The sequence below is a fragment of the Nonomuraea sp. NPDC001684 genome (assembly GCF_053596515.1).
In genome coordinates this window covers 1-24,708 of record NZ_JBSFGJ010000110.1, presented here as the reverse complement: position 1 = coordinate 24,708, position 24,708 = coordinate 1, and the positions used below count along the sequence as shown (strand labels likewise).

Genomic DNA, 24,708 nt, shown 5'->3' with positions numbered 1-24,708 from the left:
AGTGCGGGTTTGCCGAGGTAGCCGCGGGCGAGTTGGATGCCGCCGATGTAGAGCTCGCCGGGTGTGCCGATGGGGACGTCCTGGAGGTGTGCGTCCAGGACGTGCAGGGTGGTGTTGTCGACCGGTCTGCCGATGGGGACGGTCGGTTCTCCGGGTTGGCAGGGGTGCCAGGAGACGTCGACGGCCGCTTCGGTGGGGCCGTAGAGGTTGTGCAGTCCTGGGAGGTCATGGGGTGGGAGGGCTTCGCCGGAGCAGATGATCCGGGGCGGAAGCCGAATCCCTTCCTCCTCCAGGAACGCCTGCAACATCGACGGGACGAAGTGCGTCGTGGTGATGTTCTCGGTCTTGATGAGGTCGCGCAGGTAGGCGGTGTCGCGATGCCCGCCGGGCCGGGCGATGACCATGGTCGCGCCGGTGATGAGCGGCCAGAACAGTTCCCAGACCGAGACGTCGAAGGTGGTGGGTGTCTTGTGCAGGACGCGGTCTTGCGGGGTGAGGTGGAAGGTGTCCTGCATCCAGCGCAGCCGGTTGACGATCGCGCGGTGGGAGACGCCCACGCCCTTGGGCCGTCCGGTGGAGCCGGAGGTGAAGATGACGTAGGCCAGATTGTCCTCGCGCACTGACGGCGGCGTGAACCCGCCTCCGGAGCCCGCGGCGGTGAGCACGGTCGCGGCCCCCGCGTCGGCGAGCATGCCGCGCCGCCGTTCCTCGGGATCGGCCGGGTCGAGCGGCAGGTAGGCGCCGCCCGCGGCCATCACGCCGAGGAGCACGACGGGGAGATCCAGGCCGCGTTCCATGCAGACGCCCACCGGCTGGTCCACGCGCACGTCGAGTCCGGCCGCCACCGCGCGGGCCCGTTCGGCCAGCTCGCGGTAGGTCAGCCGGTCGCCCTCGAAGACCAGCGCCGTCGCGTCGGGCGTGCGCTCGGCCTGCGCGAAGACCAGTTCGTGCAGGGTGCCGCCCGGATGCTCCCGCTCGGTGGCGTTCCAGCGTGCGAGCTGAGCCGCGTCCTGCGGCGAGATGCCGATCTCTCCGGACAGGGCGCGGAGGTAGTGATCCCGGATCGCCGCGATCTGGTCGGCGGGGAACTGCGTGGTGTCGTAGGAGATGGTCAGCGTCAGCCCCTGGCCCGGCGTCCGGACGAAGGCCGTGCTGAAGGCGAAGTCGGTCTGCTCGAAGAAGTCCTGGCCCTCGATGGGCGTGGCGGCGGCGCCGTTCACGTGGAAGTCGCGGAAGTCCACGTGCGTGTCCAGCAGCCGCGCGCGCCCGCTGGCCCGCTGGATCTCGAAGAGCGGGAAGTGCCGGTACGGCAGCGCCGCCACCTCCGCCTGGAAGACCCGCTGGACCAGGTCGGGCGCGTCGGCCCGGACCCGCAGCGGGACGGTGTTGAGGAACAGGCCGAGCACCTCGTCACCGGCCTCGCTCTCCGGACGGCTGTGCGTGAGCATCCCCGTCAGGACGTCGGGATCGCCGGTGACCAGCGCCATGACGCGCACGTGCGCCGCGAGCACCACCGACCGCAGGGGCACCCGGGCGGCGGCCGCCTGCTCGGCCAGCGCCTTGGCCAGCTCGCCGGGGAGCGCCGTGGCGAGCACCGCGACCTCGCGCGGCCCGCCGGTGGGGTAGCCGGGCATCCGGGGCAACCGGCCCTCCGGCGCCTCGGCGATCGCCTCCCGCCAGAACTCCGCCGCCTCCGGCCGGGCGAGCATCGCCTTCTCGGCCGCCACCAGGTCACGGAAGCGCGCCGTCGGCGGCTCCACCGGCAGCCCGGGGGTCGCATAGCGTTCCAGCAGCTCGCTGACCAGCCTCGCGACGCTCCACCCGTCGAGGATCGCGTGGTGGAAGTAGACGGTCAGCGCGAACCGGTCGGCTTCGGGCCGCACGTGGACGCGGAGCAGGGGAGCCCGCGTCCAGTCGAACGGCCCGTACTCCGGCTCGCCGCGGGAGACGGTCAGCGGGATCTCCGCCCGGTCGTGCACGAGCTGGACGGGCTCGCTGAACCCGGTCAGGTCGAAGGACGTCCGCAGCACCTCGTGCCGGGCCGACAGCTCGTCCAGCGCCCTGACCAGGGCCGCCTCGTCGAACGTGCCGCGCAGCGTGAGCGTGGTGTGGTCGTGGAAGGTCACGCCGTCCAGCTCGCTGTGGTACAGCATCCCGGCCTGGAGGGCGCTGAGCGGGTAGGCGTCGATGATCATCGCGTGAGCCTCTCTCTGTCCGCCACGCTGAGCAGGTCGAAGGCTCCCGCCGTGGTCTCCGGTACGGCCTGCCGCGGCCGCAGCACGGCGGCCAGTTCGGCGACCGCCTGATGGGTGAACAGCTGCTGCAGTTCCACGTCGTAGCCGGTGGCGCGCAGCCGGGCCACGACCTTGAGACTGCTGATGGAGTCGCCGCCCACGGCGAAGAAGGTGTCGTGCCGGCCGGGCCGGTCGAGGCCGAGCACCTCCTGCCAGACCTGCGCGACGGCGATCTCCGCCGCGCCGCGCGGCGGCTCCCACGGCAGGTCGGCCGGGCGGTCGGGCGCGGGGAGGGCGGCGCGGTCGAGCTTGCCGTTGGCGGTGACGGGCAGGCGGTCCAGCCGCACCCACGCCGTCGGGATCATGGAATCCGGCAGCGCGTCGGACAGGTCGGGGACGTCGCCGACGACGTAGCCGACCAGGCGGCCGTTCACCAGCTTGGCCGCCGCCGCCGTCACGCCGGGTTGCTCGCGCAGCACGGCCTCGATCTCGCCCAGCTCCACGCGCATGCCGCGGATCTTGACTTGGTGGTCGGTGCGGCCGAGGTATTCGAGTTCCCCTGAAGGTAGCCAGCGGGCGAGGTCGCCGGTTTTGTAGAGGCGTCTGCCGTTGGGGGCGGGGAGGAAGCGTTCGGCGGTGAGTGCGGGTTTGCCGAGGTAGCCGCGGGCGAGTTGGATGCCGCCGATGTAGAGCTCGCCGGGTGTGCCGATGGGGACGTCCTGGAGGTGTGCGTCGAGGACGTGCAGGGTGGTGTTGTCGACCGGTCTGCCGATGGGGACGGTCGTTTCTCCGGGTTGGCAGGGGTGCCAGGAGACGTCGACGGCTGCTTCGGTGGGGCCGTAGAGGTTGTGCAGTCCTGGGAGGTCATGGGGTGGGAGGGCTTCGCCGGAGCAGATGATCCGGGGCGGGAGTTGGACGTCCTCTTCTTCCAGGAAGGCTTGGAGCATGGAGGGGACGAAGTGCGTCGTGGTGATGTCCTCGGTCTTGATGAGGTCGCGCAGGTAGGCGGTGTCGCGATGCCCGCCGGGCCGGGCGATGACCATGGTCGCGCCGGTGATGAGCGGCCAGAACAGTTCCCAGACCGAGACGTCGAAGGTGGTGGGTGTCTTGTGCAGGACGCGGTCTTGCGGGGTGAGCTGGAAGGTGTCCTGCATCCAGCGCAGCCGGTTGACGATCGCGCGGTGGGAGACGCCCACGCCTTTGGGCCGCCCGGTCGAGCCGGAGGTGAAGATGACGTAGGCCAGGTTGTCCGCACGCACCCGCACCACGGACGCCGCAGCCGGCCGTACGTCCGCCGCCGTGACCACCAGGTCGGCGCCCGCGTCGGCCAGCATGCCACGCGTGCGCTCCGCCGGGTGAGACGGGTCGAGCGGCAGGTAGGCGCCGCCCGCGGCCATCACGCCGAGGAGCACGACGGGCAGGTCCAGGCCGCGTTCCATGCAGACGCCCACCGGCTGGTCCACGCGCACGTCGAGTCCGGCCGCCACCGCGCGGGCCCGTTCGGCCAGCTCGCGGTAGGTCAGCCGGTCGCCCTCGAAGACCAGCGCCGTCGCGTCGGGCGTGCGCTCGGCCTGCTCGAAGACCAGCTCGTGCAGGGTGCCGCCCGGATGCTCCCGCTCGGTGGCGTTCCACCGCGCGAGCTGCTTCCGCTCCTCGTCCGGCAGGATGTCCAGACGCCCCACCGGCACGTCGGGGGACGCCACCACCGCACGCAACAGCGCGGCGAACCGCTGCGCCAGCCGCTCGATCGTCTCCGGCCGGAACAGCTCGGCGTTGTAGACGAAGCGGCCCTCCAACTGCTCGCCCCGCTCGGCGGCGTAGAGCTCCAGGTCGAACCGGGTGGTCGTGCTGTCCGGCTCGAAGCCCTCGCCGTCGCCGCGATAGCTCTGCAGCGCGAACAGCACCTGGACCAGCGGTGGGCGGCTGACGTCGCGTTCGGGGTCCAGCTCGGCGACCAGCTTCTCGAAGGGCAGCTCCTGGTGGCCGTAGACCTCGATCGCGCCGTCCCGCGTGCGGCGCAGCAGCTCGGCGAAGCCGGGGTCGCCCGCCAGCCGCGCCCGCAGCGGCAGCAGGTTGACGAACAGCCCGACCATGTCCTCGAACTCCGGCCTGGTCCGTCCGGCCACCGGCGACCCCACCGCGAAGCCGGTCGTGCCGGACCAGCGGGCCAGCAGCACCTGGAAGGCGGCGAGCAGCCCCATGTAGAGCGTCGCCCCCTCGGCCCGGCACAACTCGCCGAACGCCGCCACGTCGATCTGGACGTCGTGCCAGCCGCCCCGGAAGCTCTGCCGGGGCGGGCGCGGCCGGTCCAGGGGCAGGTCGAGCACCTGCAACCCGTCCAGCTCGGCGCGCCAGAACGCCAGGTCGCCGGCCAGGCGGTCGCCGCTCAGCCGCTCCCGCTGCCACGACGCGTAGTCGCCGTACCCCAGCGGCGGCCCGCTCTGCGGCGGTGTCAGCAGCTCACGGAGGATGAGGTCGGCCGACCAGCCGTCGGCGACGATGTGATGGACCGCCACCAGCAGCGCGTGGTCGTCGGGCGCGAGCCGTACCAGGGTGGCGCGCAGCAGCGGGCCGTCCGCCAGCTCGAAGGGGAGCGCGGCGTCGGCGCTGAGCACCTGCCTGGCCGCCGCCTCGTCCGGCACGTCCACGACGCGCAGCGGCACCCGCAACCGGTCCGCCACCCGCACCTGCGGCCGCCCGTCGGGGCCGGCGGGGAAGGTCATGCGCAGGCTCTCGTGCCGGGCGACCACGGCGTCCAGCGACTCCCGCAGCCGTCCGGCGTCGAGCGGGCCGCGCAGCCTGGCCGACACGGGCAGCACGTACGCGCTCGTCCCGGGGGCGAACTGCTCCATGAACCACAGCCGCTCCTGCGCGAACGACAGCGGCGGATCGCTGCCCTCGGCGCGTCGCGGGATCTGCTCCGCGGCGCCCAGGCCCGCGATCGCCTTGCGGAAGCGGGCCTGCACGCGCGCCTGCCGTTCATCCACGCTCGTCGGCCTCCTCGGCCAGGTGTTCCAGGGCCGCGGCCAGCAGGCGGGGCGTCGGGTGGGTGAAGGCCAGCTTGAGCGGCACGTCCAGCTCGATGGCCGCGGCGATGCGGGCCGTGGTCCTGGTGGCCAGCAGCGAGTGGCCGCCGAGCTGGAAGAAGTCGTCCAGCGCGCCCACCCGCTCCAGGCCCAGCACCTCGGCCCAGACCAGGCAGACGAGCTCCTCGGCCGCGCCGGCGGGCGGCTCGTAGCCGGCGCCGCGCGGCCGGCCCGGCGCGGGCAGCGCGTCCCGGTCGACCTTGCCGCCGGGGGTCAGCGGGATGCGGTCGAGCGAGACGATCGCGCTGGGCACCATGTGCGGGGGCAGCTCGGCGGCGAGGTGCTCGCGTAACGCGTCGTCCCCGGCGTCGTGGACGGCGTAGGCGATCAGCCGGTCCTCGTGGACCACCACCGTGGCCTGCCGCACCGACGGGTGGGCGAGCAGCGCCGACTCCACCTCGCCCGGCTCGACGCGGTAACCGCGCACCTTCACCTGACGGTCCAGGCGGCCGAGGATCTCCAGGCCGCCGTCCAGGCGGAAGCGGGCCCGGTCGCCGGTGCGGTAGAGACGCGAGCCGCCGGGGCCGGGCACGAAACGCTCGGCCGTGCGGGCGGGCGCCCCCCGGTAGCCGCGGGCCAGGCCGCTGCCGCCGATGTGCAGCTCGCCCGCGACGCCGGCCGGCACCGGGAGCCCGTCGGGGCCCAGCACCTGGAGCGTGGTGCCGGGCAGGGCGACGCCCACGGCCGGGCGGCGCAGCGCCTCCGAGGGGTCCATGTCGGCGGTGGCGGCGATGATCGTGGCCTCGGTGGGGCCGTAGCTGTTGACCAGCCGCACGCCCTGGGGGCCGGACGCGTACCAGGCGGCCAGCGCCGGGCCGGGCAGCGGGTCGGCGCCCAGGATGACCAGCCGCAGGCCGGGCGGCCATTCGACGCCCATGGCCACCAGCTCCTGCCAGTACGACGTGGGCAGGTCCAGCACGGTGAGCGCGGCGCCCTCCGGCGTCTTCAGGAAGTCCGGCAGCGGCTCGTCCGGGCACAGGACGAGCTCCGCGCCGGCGGCCAGCGCCGGGTAGATCTCCTCGGCGTGCGTGTCGAAGCTCGGCGAGGCGAACTGCAGGACGCGGTCGCCCGGCCCGAGCTCGTAGTGGCCGCGCATCCAGCCCACTCGCGACGCCAGCGCCTCGCGCGGCACCTCCACGCCCTTGGGACGCCCGGTCGAGCCCGAGGTGTAGATCACGTAGGCCAGCGAGCCCGGCCCCGCGACCTCGGCGTGCGGCGCCTGCGGCGACTCGCGGAGATCGTCCTCGTCCAGCACCAGGACCGCGTCCGCGTCCGCCGCCATCCACCGCAGCCGCTCCGGCGGGTAGGCGGGGTCGAGCGGCAGGTAGGCGCCGCCCGCCCGGCCGACGGCGAGCATCCCGGCGATCAGCTCCACCGAGCGCCCGGCCCGCAGGCCCACGACCGTGTCCGGGCCGACCCCGGCCGCGGCCAGGCGTCCGGCCAGCGCGGCGGCCATGGCGTCCAGCTCGGCGTAGGTGACCCGGCGGTCGCCGTGGCTCACCGCCGTCGCGCCGGGCGCCAGCCGGACGCGTTCCCGGAAGAGGTCGAGCACGTCGCGCGCGGGCGGCTGCGGGGTGTCGAGGACCGGCGGCCGGTCCTCGGGCAGCAGCATGGCCGCGCGCAGCGCGGACAGCGGCGCGCCCGGGTCGCGCACGACCGCCTCCAGCACCCGCTCCCACCGCCGCAGCAGCCGCGTCGCGGTCTCCTCCTCGAACAGGTCGCGGGCGTAGGACAACATCGCCCAGAGGGAGCCGTCGAACTGGGTGACGTCCAGCATCAGGTCGAACTTCGCCTGGGTCGCGCCCGGGTCGAACATCTCCGCCTCGACGCCGGGCAGCGGCAGGGCGCCGGCCTCCTTGTCCTGGATCACGAACATGGCCTGGAACAGCGGCGTCGTGCTCAGGTCGCGGCGGATGCCGAGGTCGTTGAGCAGGCGTTCGAAGGGGATGTCCTGGTGCGCGAACGCGTCCAGCACCGTCGCCCTGGTCCGCGCGAGCAGCGTGCGGAAGGACGGGTCGCCGGACAGGTCGCCGCGCAGCACGAGCGTCTCGGGGAAGAAGCCGACGACGTCCTGGAGTTCCGGGCGGTCGCGGCCGGCGATGACCGAGCCCACCGTCAGGTCGTCGGCGCCGCAATGGGCGCCCAGCAGGAGCTGGTAGGCGGCCAGCAGGACCATGAACAGCGTGCCGCGCTCGTCCCTGGCCAGCTGCTCCAGCCGGGCCGTCAGCTCGGGGCCGATGCGCCGCGCGCAGTAGTCGCCGTCGGCCACCCGTACGGCCGGCCGCGGCCGGTCCGTGGGCAGGTCGAGCGGCTGCACGCCGTCGAGCTTGGCGCGCCAGTAGTCCAGCGACTCCCGCGACGGCTCGCGGCCGCGCTGCCAGGCCGCGAAGTCGCGGTAGTCGATCGACGGGACGCCCAGCCCGGCCGCGTTCCCGGTGTAGCAGGCGGCCAGCTCGGAGAAGATGATCTTCAGTGACCAGCCGTCGGCCACCAGGTGGTGCAGGACCAGGCAGAGCACGTGATCGGTCGCCGACAGCGTGATCAGGTGCACCCGCACCAGCGGCCCGGTGGCCAGGTCGAACGGCGTGTTGGTCAGCTCGGCCACGATCGCCGTGGCGCGGGCCTCGCGTTCGGCGGCGGGCAGGTCCGCCAGGTCCACCACAACCGGATCGAGCCTCAGCTCCGGCTCCACGACCTGGACCGGGCCGCCCTCCACCGCGGGGAAGCGGGCCCGCAGCATCGGGTGCCGCGCCGCCACGGTGGCCAGCGCCCCGGCCAGGTCGCGGATGGACAGCTCGCCGCGCAGCCGCTGCACCATGTACATGTTGTAGGAGGCGTCGGCGGGGTCGAGCCGCTGCAGGAACCAGAGCCGCTCCTGCCCGTAGGAGAGCGGCGCCGGCGCGTCCGGATCGCTGCGCGGGGGGATCCCGGCGGGCCGGGCCTTCGGCTGCCGCTGGAGCCTGCGCTCCAGCGCCGCGCGCTGCTCCGGGCTGAGGCGGGCCAGCCGCCCTCTCACCTCGCTCATCCGTCCGCGTCCTCCGCCAGGAGATCGTCCAGCTCGACGTCGCCGAGCTGGAGTTCCAGCACGGCCAGCGCGTGCTCGGCGACCGTGGTGAGCTCGAAGCAGACCCGCAGGTCCATCTCGATCCCGTACGCCTCCCGATACCGCGTGATCAGCAGGACGGCCAGCAGCGAGTGCCCGCCGAGCGCGAAGAAGTCGTCCTCGACGCCCACCCGGTCACGGCCGAGCAGCTCGCCCCAGAGCGCGCACAGCTCCTCCTCCAGCGGCGTCTCCGGCGCGACGTAGGTGGTGCCCAGATCGCTGCGGCCGGGCCCGGTGGGCGGCGGCAGCGCGGCCCGGTCGAGCTTCCCGCTCGGGCCCAAGGGGAACTCGGTGACCTGCACGAACGCCTGCGGCACCAGCGCCGCGGGCAACGTGCGGGCCGGCCCGGTGCGCAGCTCGTGCGACAACTGGCTCGGCTCGCCCGTCCAGTCCACGTAGGCCACCAGCCCGCGGCCGCCCGGCGCGTCGTCGCGCAGGGCGACGGCGACCCCGCGCACCCGCGGGTCCGCGGCCAGCGCCGCCTCGACCTCGCCCAGCTCGACCCGCCAGCCGTGCACCTTGACCTGGTCGTCGATGCGGCCGAGGAACTCCAGCTCCCCGTCGGCGCGCAGCCTGGCCAGGTCGCCGGTGGCGTACAGCCGCGCGCCCGGCGGGCCGTACGGGTCGGGGACGAAGCGCTCGGCCGTCAGCCCCGGCCGTCCCGCGTAGCCGCGGGCCACCTGGACGCCGCCGATGTGCAGCTGGCCGGGTACGCCGACCGGCATCGGCTCCAGGCGCTCGTCGAGGACGTGCAGGCGGCAGCCGGGCATCGGACGGCCGATGGGGATCACCGTCTCGCCCGGCCGGCAGGCGTGCCAGGAGACGTCGACGGCCGCCTCGGTGGGGCCGTACAGGTTGTGCAGCTCCACGCCGGGCAGGCGCTCGAAGAAGCGGGCCGCCGTCCTGGGCGGCAGCTCCTCGCCGCTGCACACCACGCGCCGCAGCGACGTGCACGACTCGATGTTCGCCTCCTCCAGGAAGAGGGCGAGCATCGACGGCACGAAGTGCATCGTGGTCACCGCGTGCCGCTTGACCAGGTCGCGCTGGTGGGCGGGGTCGCGGTGGCCGCCCGGCCGCACCGGCACGAGGCAGGCGCCTTGCAGAAGCGGCCAGAAGAACTCCCACACCGACACGTCGAAGCTGGTCGGCGTCTTCTGCATCACCACGTCGCCGGCCGTCAGGCCGAACGTCTCCTGCATCCAGGCCAGCCGGTTGACGATGCCGCGATGGGTGTTGACCACGGCCTTCGGCCGCCCGGTCGAGCCCGAGGTGTAGATCAGGTACGCGGCGTCGTCCGGCCCGGTCACCGGGTCGAGGTCGCCGGAGCCGAGGTCGTGGTCGTCCTCCAGCAGCACCGTCTCGACCGGCCCGAAGGACGGCAGGTGGCGCTGGGTGAGCAGCACCTGCGCGCCGGAGTCGGACAGCATGAACTCCAGCCGGTCCCGCGGGTACTCCGGATCCAGCGGCACGTACGCCCCGCCCGCCTTGAGCACCGCGAGCAGCGCGACGACCAGCTCGGGCGAGCGTTCCGCGCAGACCGCGGCGGGCCGGCCGCGCTCCACGCCGATCTGCCGCAACCGCCGGGCCAGCCGGTTGGCGCGGCCGTTGAGCTCGGCGTAGGTGAGCGTGACGTCGCCGAAGACCACCGCGGGGGCGTCGGGGGTCGCGGCGGCCCGGGCCTCGATCAACGTGTGCAGGGTGCCGGGCTCGGCCGGCGGCCCGCCGTCCCCGAGGGCCAGCACGCGCGCACGCTCGTCCGCGGCGAGCACGGGGAGCTCGGGGACCGCCCGGCCGGGGTCGGCGGCGGCCGCCTCGACCAGCGTGCGCAGGTTCGCCTCGAAGCGTTCGATCGTCTCCGGGTCGAACAGGTCGGTGGCGTACTCCAGCCGGGTGTGCAGCACCCCGTCGCGCATGTTGACGTCGAGCTGGAGGTCCACCTTGGCGGTGCCGTTGGCGATCTGCCCTTCGTTGGTGCGGATCGCCAGGTTGAACATCACCTGGTAGAGCGGCGGCACGCTCAGGTCCCGGGCCGGCTGCAGGTCCTCCACGAGCCGCTCGAACGGCAGCTCCTGGTGGTCCAGCGCCTCGGCGACCGTCGCCCGCACGCGCCCGGCCGCCTCGCGGAAGCTGGGCGCGCCCGACAGGTCCACGCGCAGCGGCACCGCGTTGACGAACATGCCGATGACCGGCTCGGTCTCGGGCAGCAGCCGGCCCGCGACCGGCGTGCCCACCACGATGTCGTCGATCCCCGACCAGCGCGACAGCACGGCGGCGTACGCGGTGAGCATCACCGTGAACAACGTCGTGTTGAGCTCCTTGGCCAGCCGCTCCACGCCCGCCGACAGCTCGGGGGAGTAGGCGCCGAGCCGGATCCCGCCCCGGTAGCTCCGGCGGGCCGGCCGCGGCCGGTCGCCCGGCAGGGCGAGGTCGGCGGGCACCCCGGCCAGCCGTTCGCGCCAGTGCACCAGCTCGGTCTCCAGGAACTCGCCGGACAACCTGCCGCGCTGCCACACGGCGAAGTCGGCGAACTGGATCGGCAGCTCGGGCAGCTTCGGCGGCCGGTCCTCGCCGAGCGCGTCGTAGCACTCCTCCACCTCGTCCATGAAGACCATGGAGGAGACGCCGTCGAAGATCGTGTGGTCGAAGACGACGGCCAGCCGCAGGTCGTCCTCGGACAGCTTGACGTGCCTGCCGCGGTACAGCGGCGCCCGTTCCATGTCGAACGGCTGCACCGCGTCCGCCCTGGCCAGGCGGGCCAGCTCCGCCTCGGCGGCGGCCCGCGGCAGGTGGCTCAGGTCCGTCTCGGTCAGCGCCGTGGGCGGCGCGCCGGGGTGGACGATCTGCACGACCTGCCCGTCCCGGAAGTCGAACGTGGTGCGCAGCGCCTCATGACGCCGCACGACCAGATCGATCGCCCGCTCCAGCCGGCGGGGGTCCACCGGCTGCCTGGCCGCCATCGGCATGACCATGCCGATGTTGTAGACGGCCAGATCGGGCTCGAAGCGCGAAAGGAACCACATCCGCTCCTGGCCGGAGGATGCGGGGAAGGCATCACTCACTGTCCATGGCCTCTCGCAGACTCTTCGGCCGCATGTCGGTCCACACCTGCTCGATGTGCGCCAGACAGGCGTCCTTGGTGCCGGAGAAACCGGCGTCGTACCAGCCGGAGGGGTTGTCCCGGCCGGCGGGCCAGATGGAGTACTGCTCCTCGTCGTTGCGTACGACCTTGGTGTCCGTGCCGGTCTCTGTGCTGGTCTCTGCGCTCATGCGGAACTCCGGGGAAGGCGGGGGATGGTCTGGGCGGCGGGCCCGGCGGGGGCGGGCTCGGGGGCGGCGGCCGTGGCGGCGTCGATCAGGGCCGCGACCCCGGCCACGGTCGGCTCCTCGAAGAGGTTGCGCATCGGCAGCCGGACCCCGAGCTCCTTGCGGATCAGGGCGATCAGCTGGACCGCGATGAGCGAGTTGCCGCCCAGCTCGAAGAAGTCGTCGTCGACGCCGATGTGGTCGCCGCCGAGCACCTCGCCCCACAGGCGGGCGATCGTGGCCTCGGCGTCGTTGCGCGGCGCGACGTAGCCCTCGGCGGGCGCCTTGTCCTGCCGGTCGGCGACCGCCGCCGGATCGAGCTCGCTCTCGACGGTCTCCTGGGTCAGCGAGCCGACGCCGGCGACGAGCTCGGCCACCGTGCTGGCCGCCACCACGACCTGGGGGCCGAGCGGGGCGGCGAGCAGCCTGCGCAGGGACAGGGCCCCGTCGGCCGACCTGATGCCGGCCGCGTCGTCGGCGCCGGCCGGCGACGCGGCCGCGGCCGGGGCGGCGACCTGGGACCCGGCGCTGGCGCGGACCCCGGAGACCACGGCCTCGGTGTCGATCCTGCGCAGGACGTAGTCGGAGATCTGCACCAGCACCGTGCCGTCGGGCGCGATCAACGTGACGTCGACGACCAGCACCTCGTCGGTGTCGGTGCTGGTGATGCGCAGATGGCTCCAGAACGCCTCCGGCAGGCTGCCGAACACGGTGATGCGGCCGTAGCCGAGCGGCAGGTAGTGGCCCTCGACCGCGACCCAGCTGAAGGTGGTGGCGGCGTCGAGCAGGGCCGGGTGCAGCCCCCACCGGTCGAGGTCGGCCATCAGCGCGTCGTTGGCCTCGAACAGGCCGAGCGCCTCCTGCTGGCCGACATGCGTGGCGGTCAGCGTCCGGTGCCAGTGCGCGCCCAGCGTGAGCAGGCCCGACAGCGGGACGCCGCCCTGCTCGTCCGCCGAGGACACGCAGCGGTCCATGATGGCGCGCAGGTCCACGCGGTCGGCGGGCGGCGGGCTCACCTTGGCCGCCGTGCCCCTGGCGTGGGTGCGGTGCGAGCCGCCGATGATGCTCTGCACCTGGAACTCGGCGCCGTCCGCCTCCGGGGTGAAGAGCACCCGTACCTCGGCGGTCGCGCCGTCGGCCACCGACAGCGGCTCGACGAACACCACGTCCCGCAGCTCGACGAGCCCGCCGTCGGGCAGCACCGCCTCGGCGGCCGTCCTGGCCAGCTCGACGTGGCCGGTGCCGGGCAGCACCGGCACGTCGGCGATGCGGTGCTCGTCCAGCACCCAGTGCGTGCCGGGCGAGAGCGTGCCGCTGCACCAGTCGAGCCCGCCGATCTCGCCGGCGTGCCGCGCGTCGAGGACCGGGTGGTCGAGCGCCTTGATCCGGTCGCCGCGCTGCAACGCGACGAATCCGGCGGGCGCCGCGGTCTCCACCGCCATGCCGACTTCCAGCCATCTGCCCCAGTTGACGCTGACGATCTGGGCGGCGTTCCAGCCTCGTCCGGCGCGGGCGTGCGCGTCGAGGAAGTTGTTGGCCGCGCAGTAGTCGATCTGCCCGAACCCGCCGGCCACCGCGGTGATCGACGAGCAGAGCACCACGGCCTCCAGCTCCAGGTCGCCGAACGCCTCCTGCAGCGCCAGCGTGCCGAGCAGCTTGGGCCGGAGCACGGCCTCGGCCGCCTCCCGCTCCTTGATCTGGGCCATGCCGCCGCCGGGCAGGCCGGCCGCGTGCACGAGCACGTCCACCCGGCCGAAGGCGGCGAGCGTCTCGTCCCTGACCCGGCGCATGTCCGCCGGATCGGTCACGTCGGCGGCCAGGGTCAGCACCCGCGCCCCGGCGGCCTCCATCCGGCCGATCGCCTCGGCGGCGCGCGCCTCGCGGGCCGACCGCGGCGGGCCGTCGGGCAGCCCGCTCCTGGACAGCAGGACGATGCCGACGCGGGCCCGCGCCGCCAGGTCCTCGGCCAGCGAGACGCCGATGCCGCCCAGACCGCCGGTGATCACGTACACCTGGCCGTCGCGCGGCTCGCCCGGCTCGCTGGTCACCTCCACCTGCTCGTACCCGAGCAGCCACCGCTTCCCGCCGCGCAGGGCGACCGGCGCCAGCAGCCCGGCCTCGCCGGGCTCGGGCATGCGGCCCAGCTCGGCGGCGACGCCCCGCACCGCCGCCGGCCGGTTCGCGTCCCCGTCCGGCGCGTCGATGTGGCGGACGCGCAGCCACGGCGTCTCCAGCGGGACGACCCGGGCGAAGGCCGCCAGCGTGGCGTGCTCCGGCCTGGTCAGGTCGCCGCCGACGACGTCCATCGTGCCCGCGGTCACCAGGTCGAGCTGCACCCCGCCCGGCGGCTGGGCCGCCGACAGCGCCTGCACGAGACCCAGGACGCCGAAGAAGCCGCGGTCCTGCGCCGCCCACGTCTGCTCGCCGCCGCCGGTGAGCGCCCAGGCGTGCACGACCCGCTCGGGGATCTCGCCGACCGCCTCCAGCAGCGCGTCGTAGTCCTCCCGTACGGCCGGCCGCACTGTGAAGTGCCCGTCGAAGGCGCCGAACGCGGCGCCCGGCCGCACCTCCAGCACCTCGGCCCCGGAGGCGCGCAGCGCGTCGGCCAGCGCGGCGGAGTCCTCGTCCACGAAGGCCAGGCAGCGCGTGACCGGCGACGGCGTCCCCGGACGGGCCGGCGCCTGGTGCCAGACGGGCACGCCGTACCACCGCTCGGGCGGCAGGGGGCCGTCGGCCTGCTGCGGGTGGGCGACGCCGCCGGCGAAGGCGCCCTGCGGGTCGGGGTCGATCCAGGCGCGCTGCCGCTCCCACGGGTAACCCGGCAGCGAGACGCGGAAGCCGGGGGCGCCGAAGTCGTTCAGCTCGATGCCGTGCACCCACAGCGCGCCCACGGCCTGCGAGAAGACCGCGACGTCACCGGCCCGGTCGCGCGGGCCGGGCAGCGACGGCAGCGGGGCGATCGCGCCGGCGGCCAGCTGGGTGCCCGCCAGGCCGCACAGCTGCCGGCCCGGCCCGCACTCGATCATGATCCATTCGCCGTCGGCCAGCAGCGTCGAGACGCAGTCGCCGAAGCGGACCGGTTCGCGCACGTGCCTGGCCCAGTAGGACGGGTCGGTGGCCTCCGCGGCGGTGATCCAGGTGCCGGTCACGTTGGACAGGAACGGCAGGCTCGGCGCGGCCGGGCGGGCCGCCGCGACCAGCTCGCGGAACTCGCGCAGCATCGGCTCCATCATCGCCGAGTGGAAGGCGTGCGAGGTGCGCAGCCGCGTGCAGCCGATGCCCTCCTCCTCCAGCATCTCGGCCAGCTCCGCGATCGACTCCGACGGGCCGGACACGACGCACGTGCCGGGGCCGTTGACGGTGGCCACGGAGACGTCGTCGGGCAGCATCGGCGCGATCTCGTCGGGCATGAGCTGCACGGCCAGCATGGAGCCCGGCGGCAGCGCCTGGATCAGCCGGCCGCGCGCCGCGACCAGCCGCATCGCGTCGGGCAGGGTGAAGACGCCGGCGATGGTGGCCGCCGCGTACTCGCCGATGCTGTGGCCGATCATCGCGGCGGGCTCGACGCCCAGCGAGAGCCAGAGCCTGGCCAGCGCGTACTCCACCGTGAACAGGGCGGGCTGGGTGAGCGAGGTCTGCCGCAGCGCCTCGTCGGCCTCCTCGCCGGTGGCGAAGATCTGGTCGCGCACGTCCAGGACGGCCGCGCACTCGTCGACCGCCTCGCGGAAGATCGGCTCGTTGCGGTACAGCTCCGCGGCCATGCCGCCGTACTGGGCGCCCTGGCCGGAGAAGAGGAAGGCCACCTGCGCCGGTCGCTTCGGCTTGGCGCCGGTGACGGTCCGCCTGGGGTCGGACAGCGCGGCCACCGCGTCGCCCGGCGAGGTGGCGACGACGACGGCCCGGTGCTTGAGCTCCCGGCGGCCCACGCGCAGCGTGAACGCGGCGTCGGCCAGGTCCGTCTCGGGGTGCGCGGCCAGGTGCGCGGCCAGCCGTTCGCGCGCGGCGGCCAGCGCCGACTCCGTCCTGGCCGACAGCTTCAGCAGATGCGCGGGCCGCTCACGGGGCAGCGACGGGCGCGGCGGGGCCTCCTCCAGCACGGCGTGCGCGTTCGTGCCGCCGATGCCGAACGAGCTGACCCCCGCGCGGCGCGGGAACTCGTCGCGCTCCCACTTCGTCGGCGAGGAGACGACGTAGAACGGGCTCGCCGGGAAGTCGATCTTGGGGTTGGGGCTCTTGAAGTGCAACGTCGGCGGGATCAGCTTGTTCTCCAGCGCCAGCACCGTCTTGACCAGGCTGGGGATGCCGGCCGACTGGCCGAGGTGGCCGATGTTGCTCTTGACCGAGCCGATGCCGCACCACTGGGTGTCGCTCGTGTGCTGGGCGAACACGCTGGACAGCGCGGCCACCTCGATCGGGTCGCCGAGCGCCGTGCCGGTGCCGTGCGCCTCGACGTAGGTGACCGTACGGGGGTCCACGCCGCCGACGCCCAGCGCCTGCGCGATCACCGCGGCCTGGCCGTCCAGGCTGGGCGCGGAGAAGCCGACCTTGCCCGCGCCGTCGTTGTTGATCGCGTTGCCCAGGACCACCGCGCGGATGTTGTCGCGGTCCTCGATCGCCTCCGACAGCCGCTTCAGCACCAGGACGCCGCCGCCGCTGCCCCAGGTCGTGCCGCCGGCGTCGGCGTCGAAGGAGCGGGTGTGCCCGTCGGGGGAGACGATGCCGTCCTGGTCGTAGATGTAGCCCTCGCCCTGCGGCAGGTCCAGCATGGCCGCGCCGGCCAGCGCCATGTCGCATTCGCCGTTGCGCAGCGCCTCGCACGCGATGTGGAAGGCCACCAGCGCGGTCGAGCACGCCGTGTGCACGGTGTAGCTGGGGCCGCGCAGGTCGAGCTTGTAGGAGGTGAGCGTGGCACAGTAGTCGACGTGGTTGCCCACCATGACCGCCAGCCAGCCGGCGTTCTTGTGGGCCTGGGCGTTGCTGCGGATGTTGCGCCACTGGTAGGTGTCCGTCCCGGTCCCGGCGTAGACGCCGATCTCGCCCGGGTAGCGGAACGGGTCGTAGCCCGCGTCCTCCAGCGCCGTGTGCGACAGCTCCAGGAACAGCCGGTGTTGCGGGTCGCGGACCTCGGCCTCCCTGATCGACATGCCGAAGAACGCCGCGTCGAAGCCCTCGTAGTCGTCCAGCGTCATGGCGGCCGGCACGAAGTTCGGGTCGGCCAGCAGGCTCTCCGCCGTGCCCAGCGCCCGTTGCTCCTCCAGGGTGTACGTGGTCAGCGACTCGACGCCGTCGGCGAGGTTGCGCCAGAACTGCTGCGCGTCACCCGCTCCCGGGACTCGGCACGACAAGCCGATGATCGCGATCGGCTCGGCCGTGGGCTCGTCCGTCATGGGGCAATCCCCTTCTCGTTGCGGTTCCTCAACCTGTCTCGCCGTGAGGCCAGGCGGCGCGCCGCCCGGTCCAGCCCCGGACTGCCGCCCGCTCCATCGAGATGAGCGGCCAGCGTCCGGATCGTGGGATGCCTGAACAGCTCCGTGATCGGGATCTCGCGGCCGGTCGCCGCCCGCAGCCGGGCCTGGACCGCCGCCACGGCCAGCGAGTGGCCGCCGATCTCGAAGAAGTTGTCGTCGGGGCCGAGCCGCGGCACGCCCAGCACGGCGCGCCACACCTGGGCGACCGTCTTCTGGGTGGGGCCGTCGAGGCCGCCGCCGGCCTTCGGCTGCTCGACCGGCCGGCCGCGCAGCGCGGCGCGGTCCACCTTGCCGTTGGGCGTCAGCGGCAGCGCGGGCAGCGCCACCACCTCGCTGGGGACGGCGTGCTCGGGCAGCGCGCCGCGCAGCTCGTCCAGGAGGCGGTGCGCCGCCAGCCCCGGCCGGGCCGGCACCACGTAGCCGACGAGCGTGCCGTCCTCGACCCTGGCCGCGGCGGCGCGCACGTCCCGGCAGGCGGCGAGCGCGGCCTCCACCTCGCCCAGCTCGACCCGGAAGCCGCGCACCTTCACCTGGTCGTCGGCGCGCCCCGCCGGGGTGATCGTGCCGTCGGGGTTGCGCCGGCCGAGGTCGCCGGTGCGGAACCGGTCGCCGGCGAAGCGCCGGCCGGTCAGCGCCGGATCCAGGTAGCCGTCGGCCAGGTGGCGGCTGCGGACGACCACCTCGCCGAGCTCGCCCACACCGGCCCGCCTGCCGTCCGGCGTCACCACGATGATCTCGCTGCCCTCGACGGGCCGCCCGATCGGCACGACCTCCGGGTACGGCTCCGCCAGCTCGTGCCACGCGTGCGCCTGCGGCGTCTCGGTCGTGCCGTAGAAGGCGACGATCCGGGCATCGGGCACGAGCGCGCGCAGCCGGGCCGCCTGGACGCCGGTGAACAGGTCGCCGCCCACGCCGGCCAGCCGCACGTCGGGCAGCGTGCCGCCGGTGCCCGCCAGCATCGCCGCGAGCTGCGGCGTCAGGTGCAGGACGGTGATCGCGTGCTCGCGCAGCCAGGTGACGAGCTTGCCGGGGTCGCGGGCCAGCTCGTGCTCGGGCACGAACAGCTCGGCGCCCGCCACGGCCGGCACGAACATGTCGCGCAGCGCCGGATCGTGGGCCGGCCCGTGCAGCAGCGCGAACCGGTCGTGCGGCCCGACGGCGAAGGTGCGGACGTACCAGGACAGGAAATGGGCCAGCGGCCGCTCGCCGGTGACCACCGCCTTGGGGGCGCCCGTGGTGCCCGAGGTCATCGAGAGGTAGCCGGGACCCGGCAGCAGGGCGCCGCCCTCGCGCAGCTCGACCGCGTCGTCCCGCAGGACGGCCCGCGCTCCGGCGGCGGCGATCTGCCGCTCCTGGACGGCGGCGGGATAGGCCGAGTCGATCACCACCCACCGTGCCCCCGCCGCCAGCACGCCGAGCAGGACCCCCGGCAGCTCGGGCACCCGCGAGGCGACGACGGCCACCACGGCCCCCGGCTCGACCCCGGCGCCGCGCAGCGCCGCCTCGGTCCGCCGCCGCGCCCCGGCGTGCGCGTCGCCGGCCAGCTCCAGCAGGCCGGGCCCGTCCCAGGCCGGCAGCGCGGCCTCGGGGGGCTCAGGTCGCAGCTGCCCGGTCAGCGACTCGCCGAGCAGCTCGACATAGCCGTCGACCAGCGCCGTCATGCGCTCGGCGGAGAACAGGTCGGGGTTGTAGACCAGCTCCAGCGCGTAGCCGCCGCGTTGCTCGCCCACGTACATCGTCAGGTCGAACAGCGCCCCGGGCAGCCCCGGCCGCAGCGTCTCGCTGGCGCAGCCGTCGAGGTCCAGATGGGCCTGCGCGAAGTTGTACATGTTGAACATGACCTGCGTGATCGGGTTGCGGCTCAGGTCGCGCGGCAGGCGCAGCGACTCCAGCAGCTGCCCGAGCGGCACGTCCCGGTGCCTGATCGCGGCGTTCAGCTCGGCCGCGCACGCCGTCACCTGCCCGGCGAAGTCGCCCCGGGGGCGCAGCCGCAGCGGCAGGACCTGCACGCACATCCCCACCAGCGACTCGAACGCCACGTGCGGCCGGTCGGCGTAGGCCGCCCCCACCACCAGGTCGTCCCGTCCCGCCAGGGTGGCCAGGCGGCGTCCGAAGGCGGCCAGCAGCACCGCGTACGGGGTGGTGCCGAGCTCCGCCGCCAGCTCGGCCACCCGGCCGGCCAGTTCCGCGTCCACCTCGCCCCGGACGGCGGCGCCGCGGAAGGTCTGCGCGGGCGGCCTGGCCGCGTCCCTGGGCAGGTCCAGCACCAGCGGGGCGTCGTGCAGGCGCTCGCGCCACCAGCCCAGCGCCTGGCCGTCGCCGTTCGCGCGCAGCCAGCGCACGTAGTCGGCGAACGTGTGCTCGCCCGCCTCGACCGGCTCGCCGCGGTAGGCGGCCGACAGGCCGCGGAAGAGCACGTCCTGCGACCAGCCGTCGAACACCAGGTGGTGCGCGGTCAGGCAGAGCACGTGCTCGTCGGGGGCCAGCCGGAGCAGCCGCGCCCGGAACAGCGGCCCGGCGGCCAGGTCGAACCGTTCCCGCGCCTCCTTCTGCAGGGCCGCGTCCAGCTCGGCGGGGGAGAGGTCGTCGATCGGCAGCGGCACCTCGCGCGGCGGCGCGACCGTCACGTCGGGGATGCCGTCGCGCGAGGCCACCCGCCAGCGCAGCGCCTCGTGGGCCGCCACCACGGCGGTGAGCGCCCGGCGGAGCGCGGCGACGTCGAGCGGGCCCCGGATCCGCTCGGCCATCGCGATGTTGTGCGCGGCCGACTCGGGCGCCAGCTGCTCGACGAACCACATCCGGCGCTGGGCGGGGGAGAACGCGGCCGGGCTGCCGGTGGGCGGCGCGGCGGCGGAGGCCCGCTCCGCGCCCGCCACGAGCGCGCGCAGCGCGCCGTAGGTTCGGCCCTCGTACACGTCCTGGACCGAGACCGCCCGGCCCAGCTCTGCGCGCACCGCGGCCACCAGCCGCATCGCCCGCAGCGAGTGGCCGCCGCGCTGGAAGAAGTCGTCCTCGTCGTCCGGGACGGGCGCCTCCAGCACCCGCGCCCAGATCCCGGCCAGCCCGCTCGCCGTTCCCCGCTCCCGCTGCGACCGCGCCCGCAGGGCGGCCAGGTCCACCTTGCCCGAGGCGTTCAGCGGCAGGAGAGGCAGCCGGACCAGCCTGGTCGGCAGCATGTACGGCGGCAGCCGCACCGCCAGGTCCTCGCGCAGGGCGGCCAGGTCGGGCGCGTCCTCGGGCGTCACGTAGGCGACCAGCTCGCCCGCGAAGTCCACCACCGCCTGCCGCACCCCGGGATGGGCGCGCAGCGTCGTCTCCACCTCGCCGATCTCCACGCGCTGCCCCTGGACCTTGACCTGACGGTCGAGGCGGCCCATGAACGCGATCTGGCCGTCCTCCTGCCACGCCACGTGGTCGCCGGTCCGGTACAGCCGCGCGCCGGGCTCGTCCGAGAACGGGTCGGGCACGAACCGCTCGGCCGTCAGCGCGGGCCGGTCCAGGTAGCCGCGGCTGACCTGCGGGCCGCCGATCAGCAGCTCGCCGGGGACGCCCGGCGGGCACTCGTTCATGTCCTCGTCCACGATGTACGCCCGGCAGCCGGTCAACGGCCGGCCGATCGGCAGCGGACGCTCCCACACGCCGTGGAACTCGCCGCCCACCACGACGACGGTCAGCTCGGTCGGGCCGTACAGGTTGTGGAAACGGGTGTGCGCCGACCAGCGCGCCACCTGCTCGGGCGGGGGCGGCTCGCCCGCCGTCACCACGTCCCGCAGGTGCGGCAGCCGGCTCGGGTCCACCAGCGGCAGCAGCGCCGGCGGGAGGTAACCCCAGGTGACGTCGTGCCCCTCCAGGAAGTGCTGCAACCGGGCCGGGTCCACGCGGTCCTCGTCCGGCACGAGCTGCACGCAGCCGCCGACGGTCAGCGGGAGCACCATGTCCATGATCGAGGCGTCGAAGCCCAGCGCGGAGAAGGCCATCGAGCTGCAGCTCGCGTCCAGGCCGAAGCGCGCGACGGTCGCGGTGACGAAGAAGACCGCGTTGGCGTGGCTCACCACCACGCCCTTGGGCCGTCCGGTGGAGCCGGAGGTGTAGATCACCCACGCCGCGTTGCCCGCGACGGCGCCGCTCTCCCGGGGTTCGGCCGGCCCCGGCTGGAAGGCGTCGACGAGCGTGGCGGCGCAGCCGTCCAGGAGCTCGTGGCCGCGCTCGTCCACGACGACCACCGCGATCCCGGCGTCCGCCAGCACCTCCTCCAGCCGCCGGCGCGGATGCCCCGGGTCCAGCGGCACGTACGCCCCGCCCGCCAGATGCACGGCCAGCACCGCCACCGGCATCAGCGGCGTGCGGCGGGTGCACAACCCCACCCGCGACTCCGGCCCGACGCCGAGCTCGCGCAGCCGGGCCGCCAGCGCCCACGCCCGCTCGACCAGCTCGGCGTAGGTGAGCACGTTCTCCCACTGCCGGACCGCCGGGGCGTCCGGGGTCCGCGCGGCCTGAGCCGTGATCAGACTGCTGAGGAGTGTCATCCTGCGGCCTCCACACCCGGCCGTACCAGCCGGCCTTGCCGTACCGTCTCGAAACGCAGCAGGAAGCTCGGCGCGCGCAGGGCGATCGCGGCCATCGCCCGGCCCAGCGGCAGGTGCGTCACCCGCCACCCCGCCAGCCACTCCGCCTCAGCGTCCACTTCCGGGCCCGCCTCAGGGGACGCCTCGGGCACCCACGTCCGGCCCGGACGCTGCCCGGCGAACCCGAACCGCGCCGGATCCACCCGCAGCCCGTCACCGGACGCCTTCAGCAGCGCCTCCTTGGCCGTCCACGTGCGCAACACACTGTGCAACCGCAGTTCCTCGGGCAGCGCGGCGAACTCGTCGCGCTCCCGCTCGTCCAGCATCCGCTCGAAGAACGTCTGCTCGTCCGCCGGCGGGCGGAAGCGCTCCAGGTCGGCGCCCACCTCCCGGCCGGTCGTCAGCGCGACCAGCACGAGCCCGCCCGACCGGGCGACGCTGTAGGTCAGTTCGGTCCCGCCGTACGGCAGGCCGCCGGACCGGCCGGGCGGCTCGGCGAGGCCCGGCTCGACCCCGTACTCCCTGAGCAGCCGCCGCAGCAGCACCGACCTGCCGACGAAGCCGCGGCGGCCGTCCTCCTGCCGGAACCTGGCCGCCCGCGCCGCCTCCCGCGGCGACAGCTCGTCGAGGGACGCGCACATCTCGGGCAGTTCGTCGAGGTCGGCCAGCCACACGTGCACCTCGTCCGCGGCCAGGCTCCGCTCCGGGCCGGCCGCGATCGTCCGCGCCACCTCCTCACCGTGCGTGGCGAGGAAGAGGTGCGCGGCGTCGAGCGTGTGCAGGCGGAAGGTCGAGGAGGTGTGGCGGGCCCAGGCGAGCATGGTCGGGTGGGTGACCTCCCGGTCGTGCGCGCCGGCGAAGGCGACGATGGGCACGTCCAGGGGCTCCTGGCGGGTGAAGCGGTAGCGGCGCAGCCACTCCATGTCCGTCCGCAGCGCGGGGATGAGCAGGGCCTTGACCTCGGGCTGCGTGCGTAACTCCGCGGGCGCGCCGAGCCGCAGGATGAGCTCGTCGACCAGGTCCTCGTCGCCCAGGCCCGTCCACCGTCCCAGGGTCTCCTGTCGCTCCGGCGGGTGCGCGGCGCCGACGTAGAGGCATTCGGGCGCCCGCACGCCGAGCCGCCGCAGCTCGCGGACCACCTCGAAGGCGACCCGGCCGCCCATGCTGTGCCCGTAGATCGAGTACGGCGTGCGCTGCCGGGCGACGGCGGCGCCGATGGACCGGGCGATCAGCTCGGGGGATAGGGCTCCGGGCTCGGCCACCCGGCCCTCCCTGCCGGGCAGCATGGCCACCCGCACGTCCAGGACGCCGTCGAACGCCTGCCGCCACGCCCAGAAGGCGGTGACGTCCCCACCGGCGTAGGGGAGGCAGAAGAGGGTCCGAGCGCCGGGCGGGTATCGCGTCAGCGAGGCGAACGGTGTCTCGGACAGCGGCTGTTCTTCTGGCATCGCGACGCGAAGTCACCCTCCGGCAGGTCTGCCGCGCCGGGCGAGGTCGTCGCGCGGGCAGCAGGAAATATGGGCCGCTCGTCAGGGTTCGACCTGGCGAGGGGCGGCTCACGGCTGAAGCCACGCCATTCCTATTATTTTGTCCGAAAGTCAGTCAAGGGATGAAATTTAAACCAACGATGGAATGCTGGTTTCGGCCATCGACAAAACCCGCTTCCGGCGGGTGCGTCTGCGGGCGGTGGACCTCCCCGGCTGGGCGGATGATCTCTGCCTGCCCTCGCGTTCTGGGGTTCTGCCACCCTGCGTGATGATCTTGTCCCTCTATGGAATGCCCGTAATTAGGGTTTCGGTCCTGTCGTTTGAAGGGGTCCCTGTCCCTATTGACTGATTGAGTCGGGTCCGATTCTCCATATCGGTCAGATCGGCGGTCATCCCGCTGGCAGTGGCCTCGCGGGGTGCTGACAGCCGTCGGCCCCCGTCCTGTCAGGGCCGGGATCAGGAAGACCTCCCCGTGCGCGACGAGCACGAGGAGGTCTCGAGATCACTGCGATTCCGGTCTCAGCGGCGGGCGGGCGGGTCGCCCGGACTCACTACCTCCGGCCTCACCGCTTCGGCCGGAAGTAGTGCCTCACCATGTAGGCGGTGACCTGGGCGCCGATCTTCGCGCCCTGCACGTCCGCCGTGCGCGTGTGGATGCCGCCCCACACGCGGGCCTCGACGACCTCGGCCAGGGCGTGGGAGAAGCCGCGGAAGCTCCTGGTGGTGCCCGAGTCGGAGCTGTAGCCGCTGAAGGGGATGTCGTCCCTGCCGAAGAAGTGGGCCAGCGCCGACATGCTGGCCGCCGTGAAGCACGTGTGCCCGGAGGTGTAGTCCGGGTGCGGCGGGGTGACGAGCAGCGGCGTCCAGTCCGGGTCGGCCGTGGTGCGGGGGTTGCCGTCGGTGTCGGCCAGGCGGATCGCCGTCACCGGCCGCCAGAAGGCCCACGCCGCCTTCTCGTTGTAACAGGCGGTCGTGGCGTCGGCCTCGGCCAGGTCGACCATGGCGAACATGCGGGCCGCCTGGAGCGGGTTCAGCCGCCGGGTCGTGGCGAGCTGGCGTTTGATCTCCCATTCGGCCAGGTGCCGGTCGTGCCACCAGATCGCGGCCTGCGTCTGGTCCTGCGTCCTGACCGTGCTGTCCGCCCCGCCGATCCGCTTCAGCTCGTTGACGTCCTTGGCGTAGCGGGAGCTGGTCAGCGCGGGCGGGCCCGAGGTGCGGAACATTGACGCGCTGGGGATGAGGAACGGCTTGAGGTCGCCGACCCAGGCCCCGTCCGAGGCGTTCGTGGGCGGCGTCGGCCGCCACTGGCCGGGCTGGGTGCCGATCGGCCAGGTCTGGTCGCCGAACGCGCCGTCGTTCTCCCTGGCGGCGATCATCGCGGCCGCCGCCTGCTCGCCCACGGTGACGCCGCGTCGTTTCGCGCCGCCGTCGGCGATCGTGGCGAGGTACTCGTCGTACTGGG

Annotated in this window: 9 protein-coding genes; all 9 read right to left on the bottom strand. The window is 74.1% G+C overall.

Going from position 1 to position 24,708, the window contains the following annotated elements; translation table 11 throughout:
- On the bottom strand, window positions 1-2,195 hold a 2,195-nt coding region (locus tag ACWCSD_RS21135), incomplete at its 3' end, for a non-ribosomal peptide synthetase (RefSeq protein WP_449917096.1).
- On the bottom strand, window positions 2,192-5,221 hold the full coding sequence (locus ACWCSD_RS21130) for an amino acid adenylation domain-containing protein (RefSeq protein ID WP_449917095.1): 3,030 nt from the start codon (window positions 5,219-5,221) through the stop codon (window positions 2,192-2,194). The genes ACWCSD_RS21130 and ACWCSD_RS21135, both read right to left, overlap by 4 nt.
- A complete protein-coding gene (locus ACWCSD_RS21125) occupies window positions 5,214-8,345 on the bottom strand; it encodes an amino acid adenylation domain-containing protein (RefSeq protein ID WP_449917093.1) in 3,132 nt (1,043 codons plus the stop codon). Before ACWCSD_RS21125 ends, ACWCSD_RS21130 begins: the two co-directional genes overlap by 8 nt.
- The gene (locus ACWCSD_RS21120; protein WP_449917089.1) at window positions 8,342-11,482 is read right to left on the bottom strand and encodes a non-ribosomal peptide synthetase; all 3,141 of its coding nucleotides are present in this window, start codon (window positions 11,480-11,482) and stop codon (window positions 8,342-8,344) included. The genes ACWCSD_RS21125 and ACWCSD_RS21120 overlap by 4 nt, the downstream gene beginning before the upstream one ends.
- Window positions 11,475-11,690 carry an MbtH family protein gene (locus tag ACWCSD_RS21115; protein ID WP_397159877.1) on the bottom strand — a complete coding sequence of 72 codons (216 nt, stop codon included), beginning with the start codon at window positions 11,688-11,690 and terminating at the stop codon, window positions 11,475-11,477. The genes ACWCSD_RS21120 and ACWCSD_RS21115 overlap by 8 nt, the downstream gene beginning before the upstream one ends.
- The gene (locus ACWCSD_RS21110) at window positions 11,687-17,113 is read right to left on the bottom strand and encodes an SDR family NAD(P)-dependent oxidoreductase (protein WP_449917086.1); all 5,427 of its coding nucleotides are present in this window, start codon (window positions 17,111-17,113) and stop codon (window positions 11,687-11,689) included. The genes ACWCSD_RS21115 and ACWCSD_RS21110 overlap by 4 nt, the downstream gene beginning before the upstream one ends.
- Entirely contained in the window at window positions 17,110-21,720 is a 4,611-nt protein-coding gene (locus ACWCSD_RS21105; RefSeq protein WP_449917084.1) for an amino acid adenylation domain-containing protein, read from the bottom strand. Before ACWCSD_RS21105 ends, ACWCSD_RS21110 begins: the two co-directional genes overlap by 4 nt.
- Window positions 21,717-23,207 carry a thioesterase domain-containing protein gene (locus ACWCSD_RS21100; RefSeq protein ID WP_449917081.1) on the bottom strand — a complete coding sequence of 497 codons (1,491 nt, stop codon included), beginning with the start codon at window positions 23,205-23,207 and terminating at the stop codon, window positions 21,717-21,719. The genes ACWCSD_RS21105 and ACWCSD_RS21100 overlap by 4 nt, the downstream gene beginning before the upstream one ends.
- Window positions 23,208-23,809: 602 nt before the next feature.
- Window positions 23,810-24,708, bottom strand: an 899-nt coding sequence (locus tag ACWCSD_RS21095) for a vanadium-dependent haloperoxidase (protein WP_449917078.1), incomplete at its 5' end; no start/stop codon positions are given.

Excerpts from the sequence above, each read along its gene's own strand:
- ACWCSD_RS21125 (WP_449917093.1), bottom strand. The coding sequence starts at position 8,345 with ATGAGCGAGGTGAGAGGGCGGCTGGCCCGCCTCAGCCCGGAGCAGCGC.
- ACWCSD_RS21115 (WP_397159877.1), bottom strand. The coding sequence starts at position 11,690 with ATGAGCGCAGAGACCAGCACAGAGACCGGCACGGACACCAAGGTCGTA.
- ACWCSD_RS21110 (WP_449917086.1), bottom strand. The coding sequence starts at position 17,113 with ATGACGGACGAGCCCACGGCCGAGCCGATCGCGATCATCGGCTTGTCG.
- ACWCSD_RS21105 (WP_449917084.1), bottom strand. The coding sequence starts at position 21,720 with ATGACACTCCTCAGCAGTCTGATCACGGCTCAGGCCGCGCGGACCCCG.
- ACWCSD_RS21100 (WP_449917081.1), bottom strand. The coding sequence starts at position 23,207 with ATGCCAGAAGAACAGCCGCTGTCCGAGACACCGTTCGCCTCGCTGACG.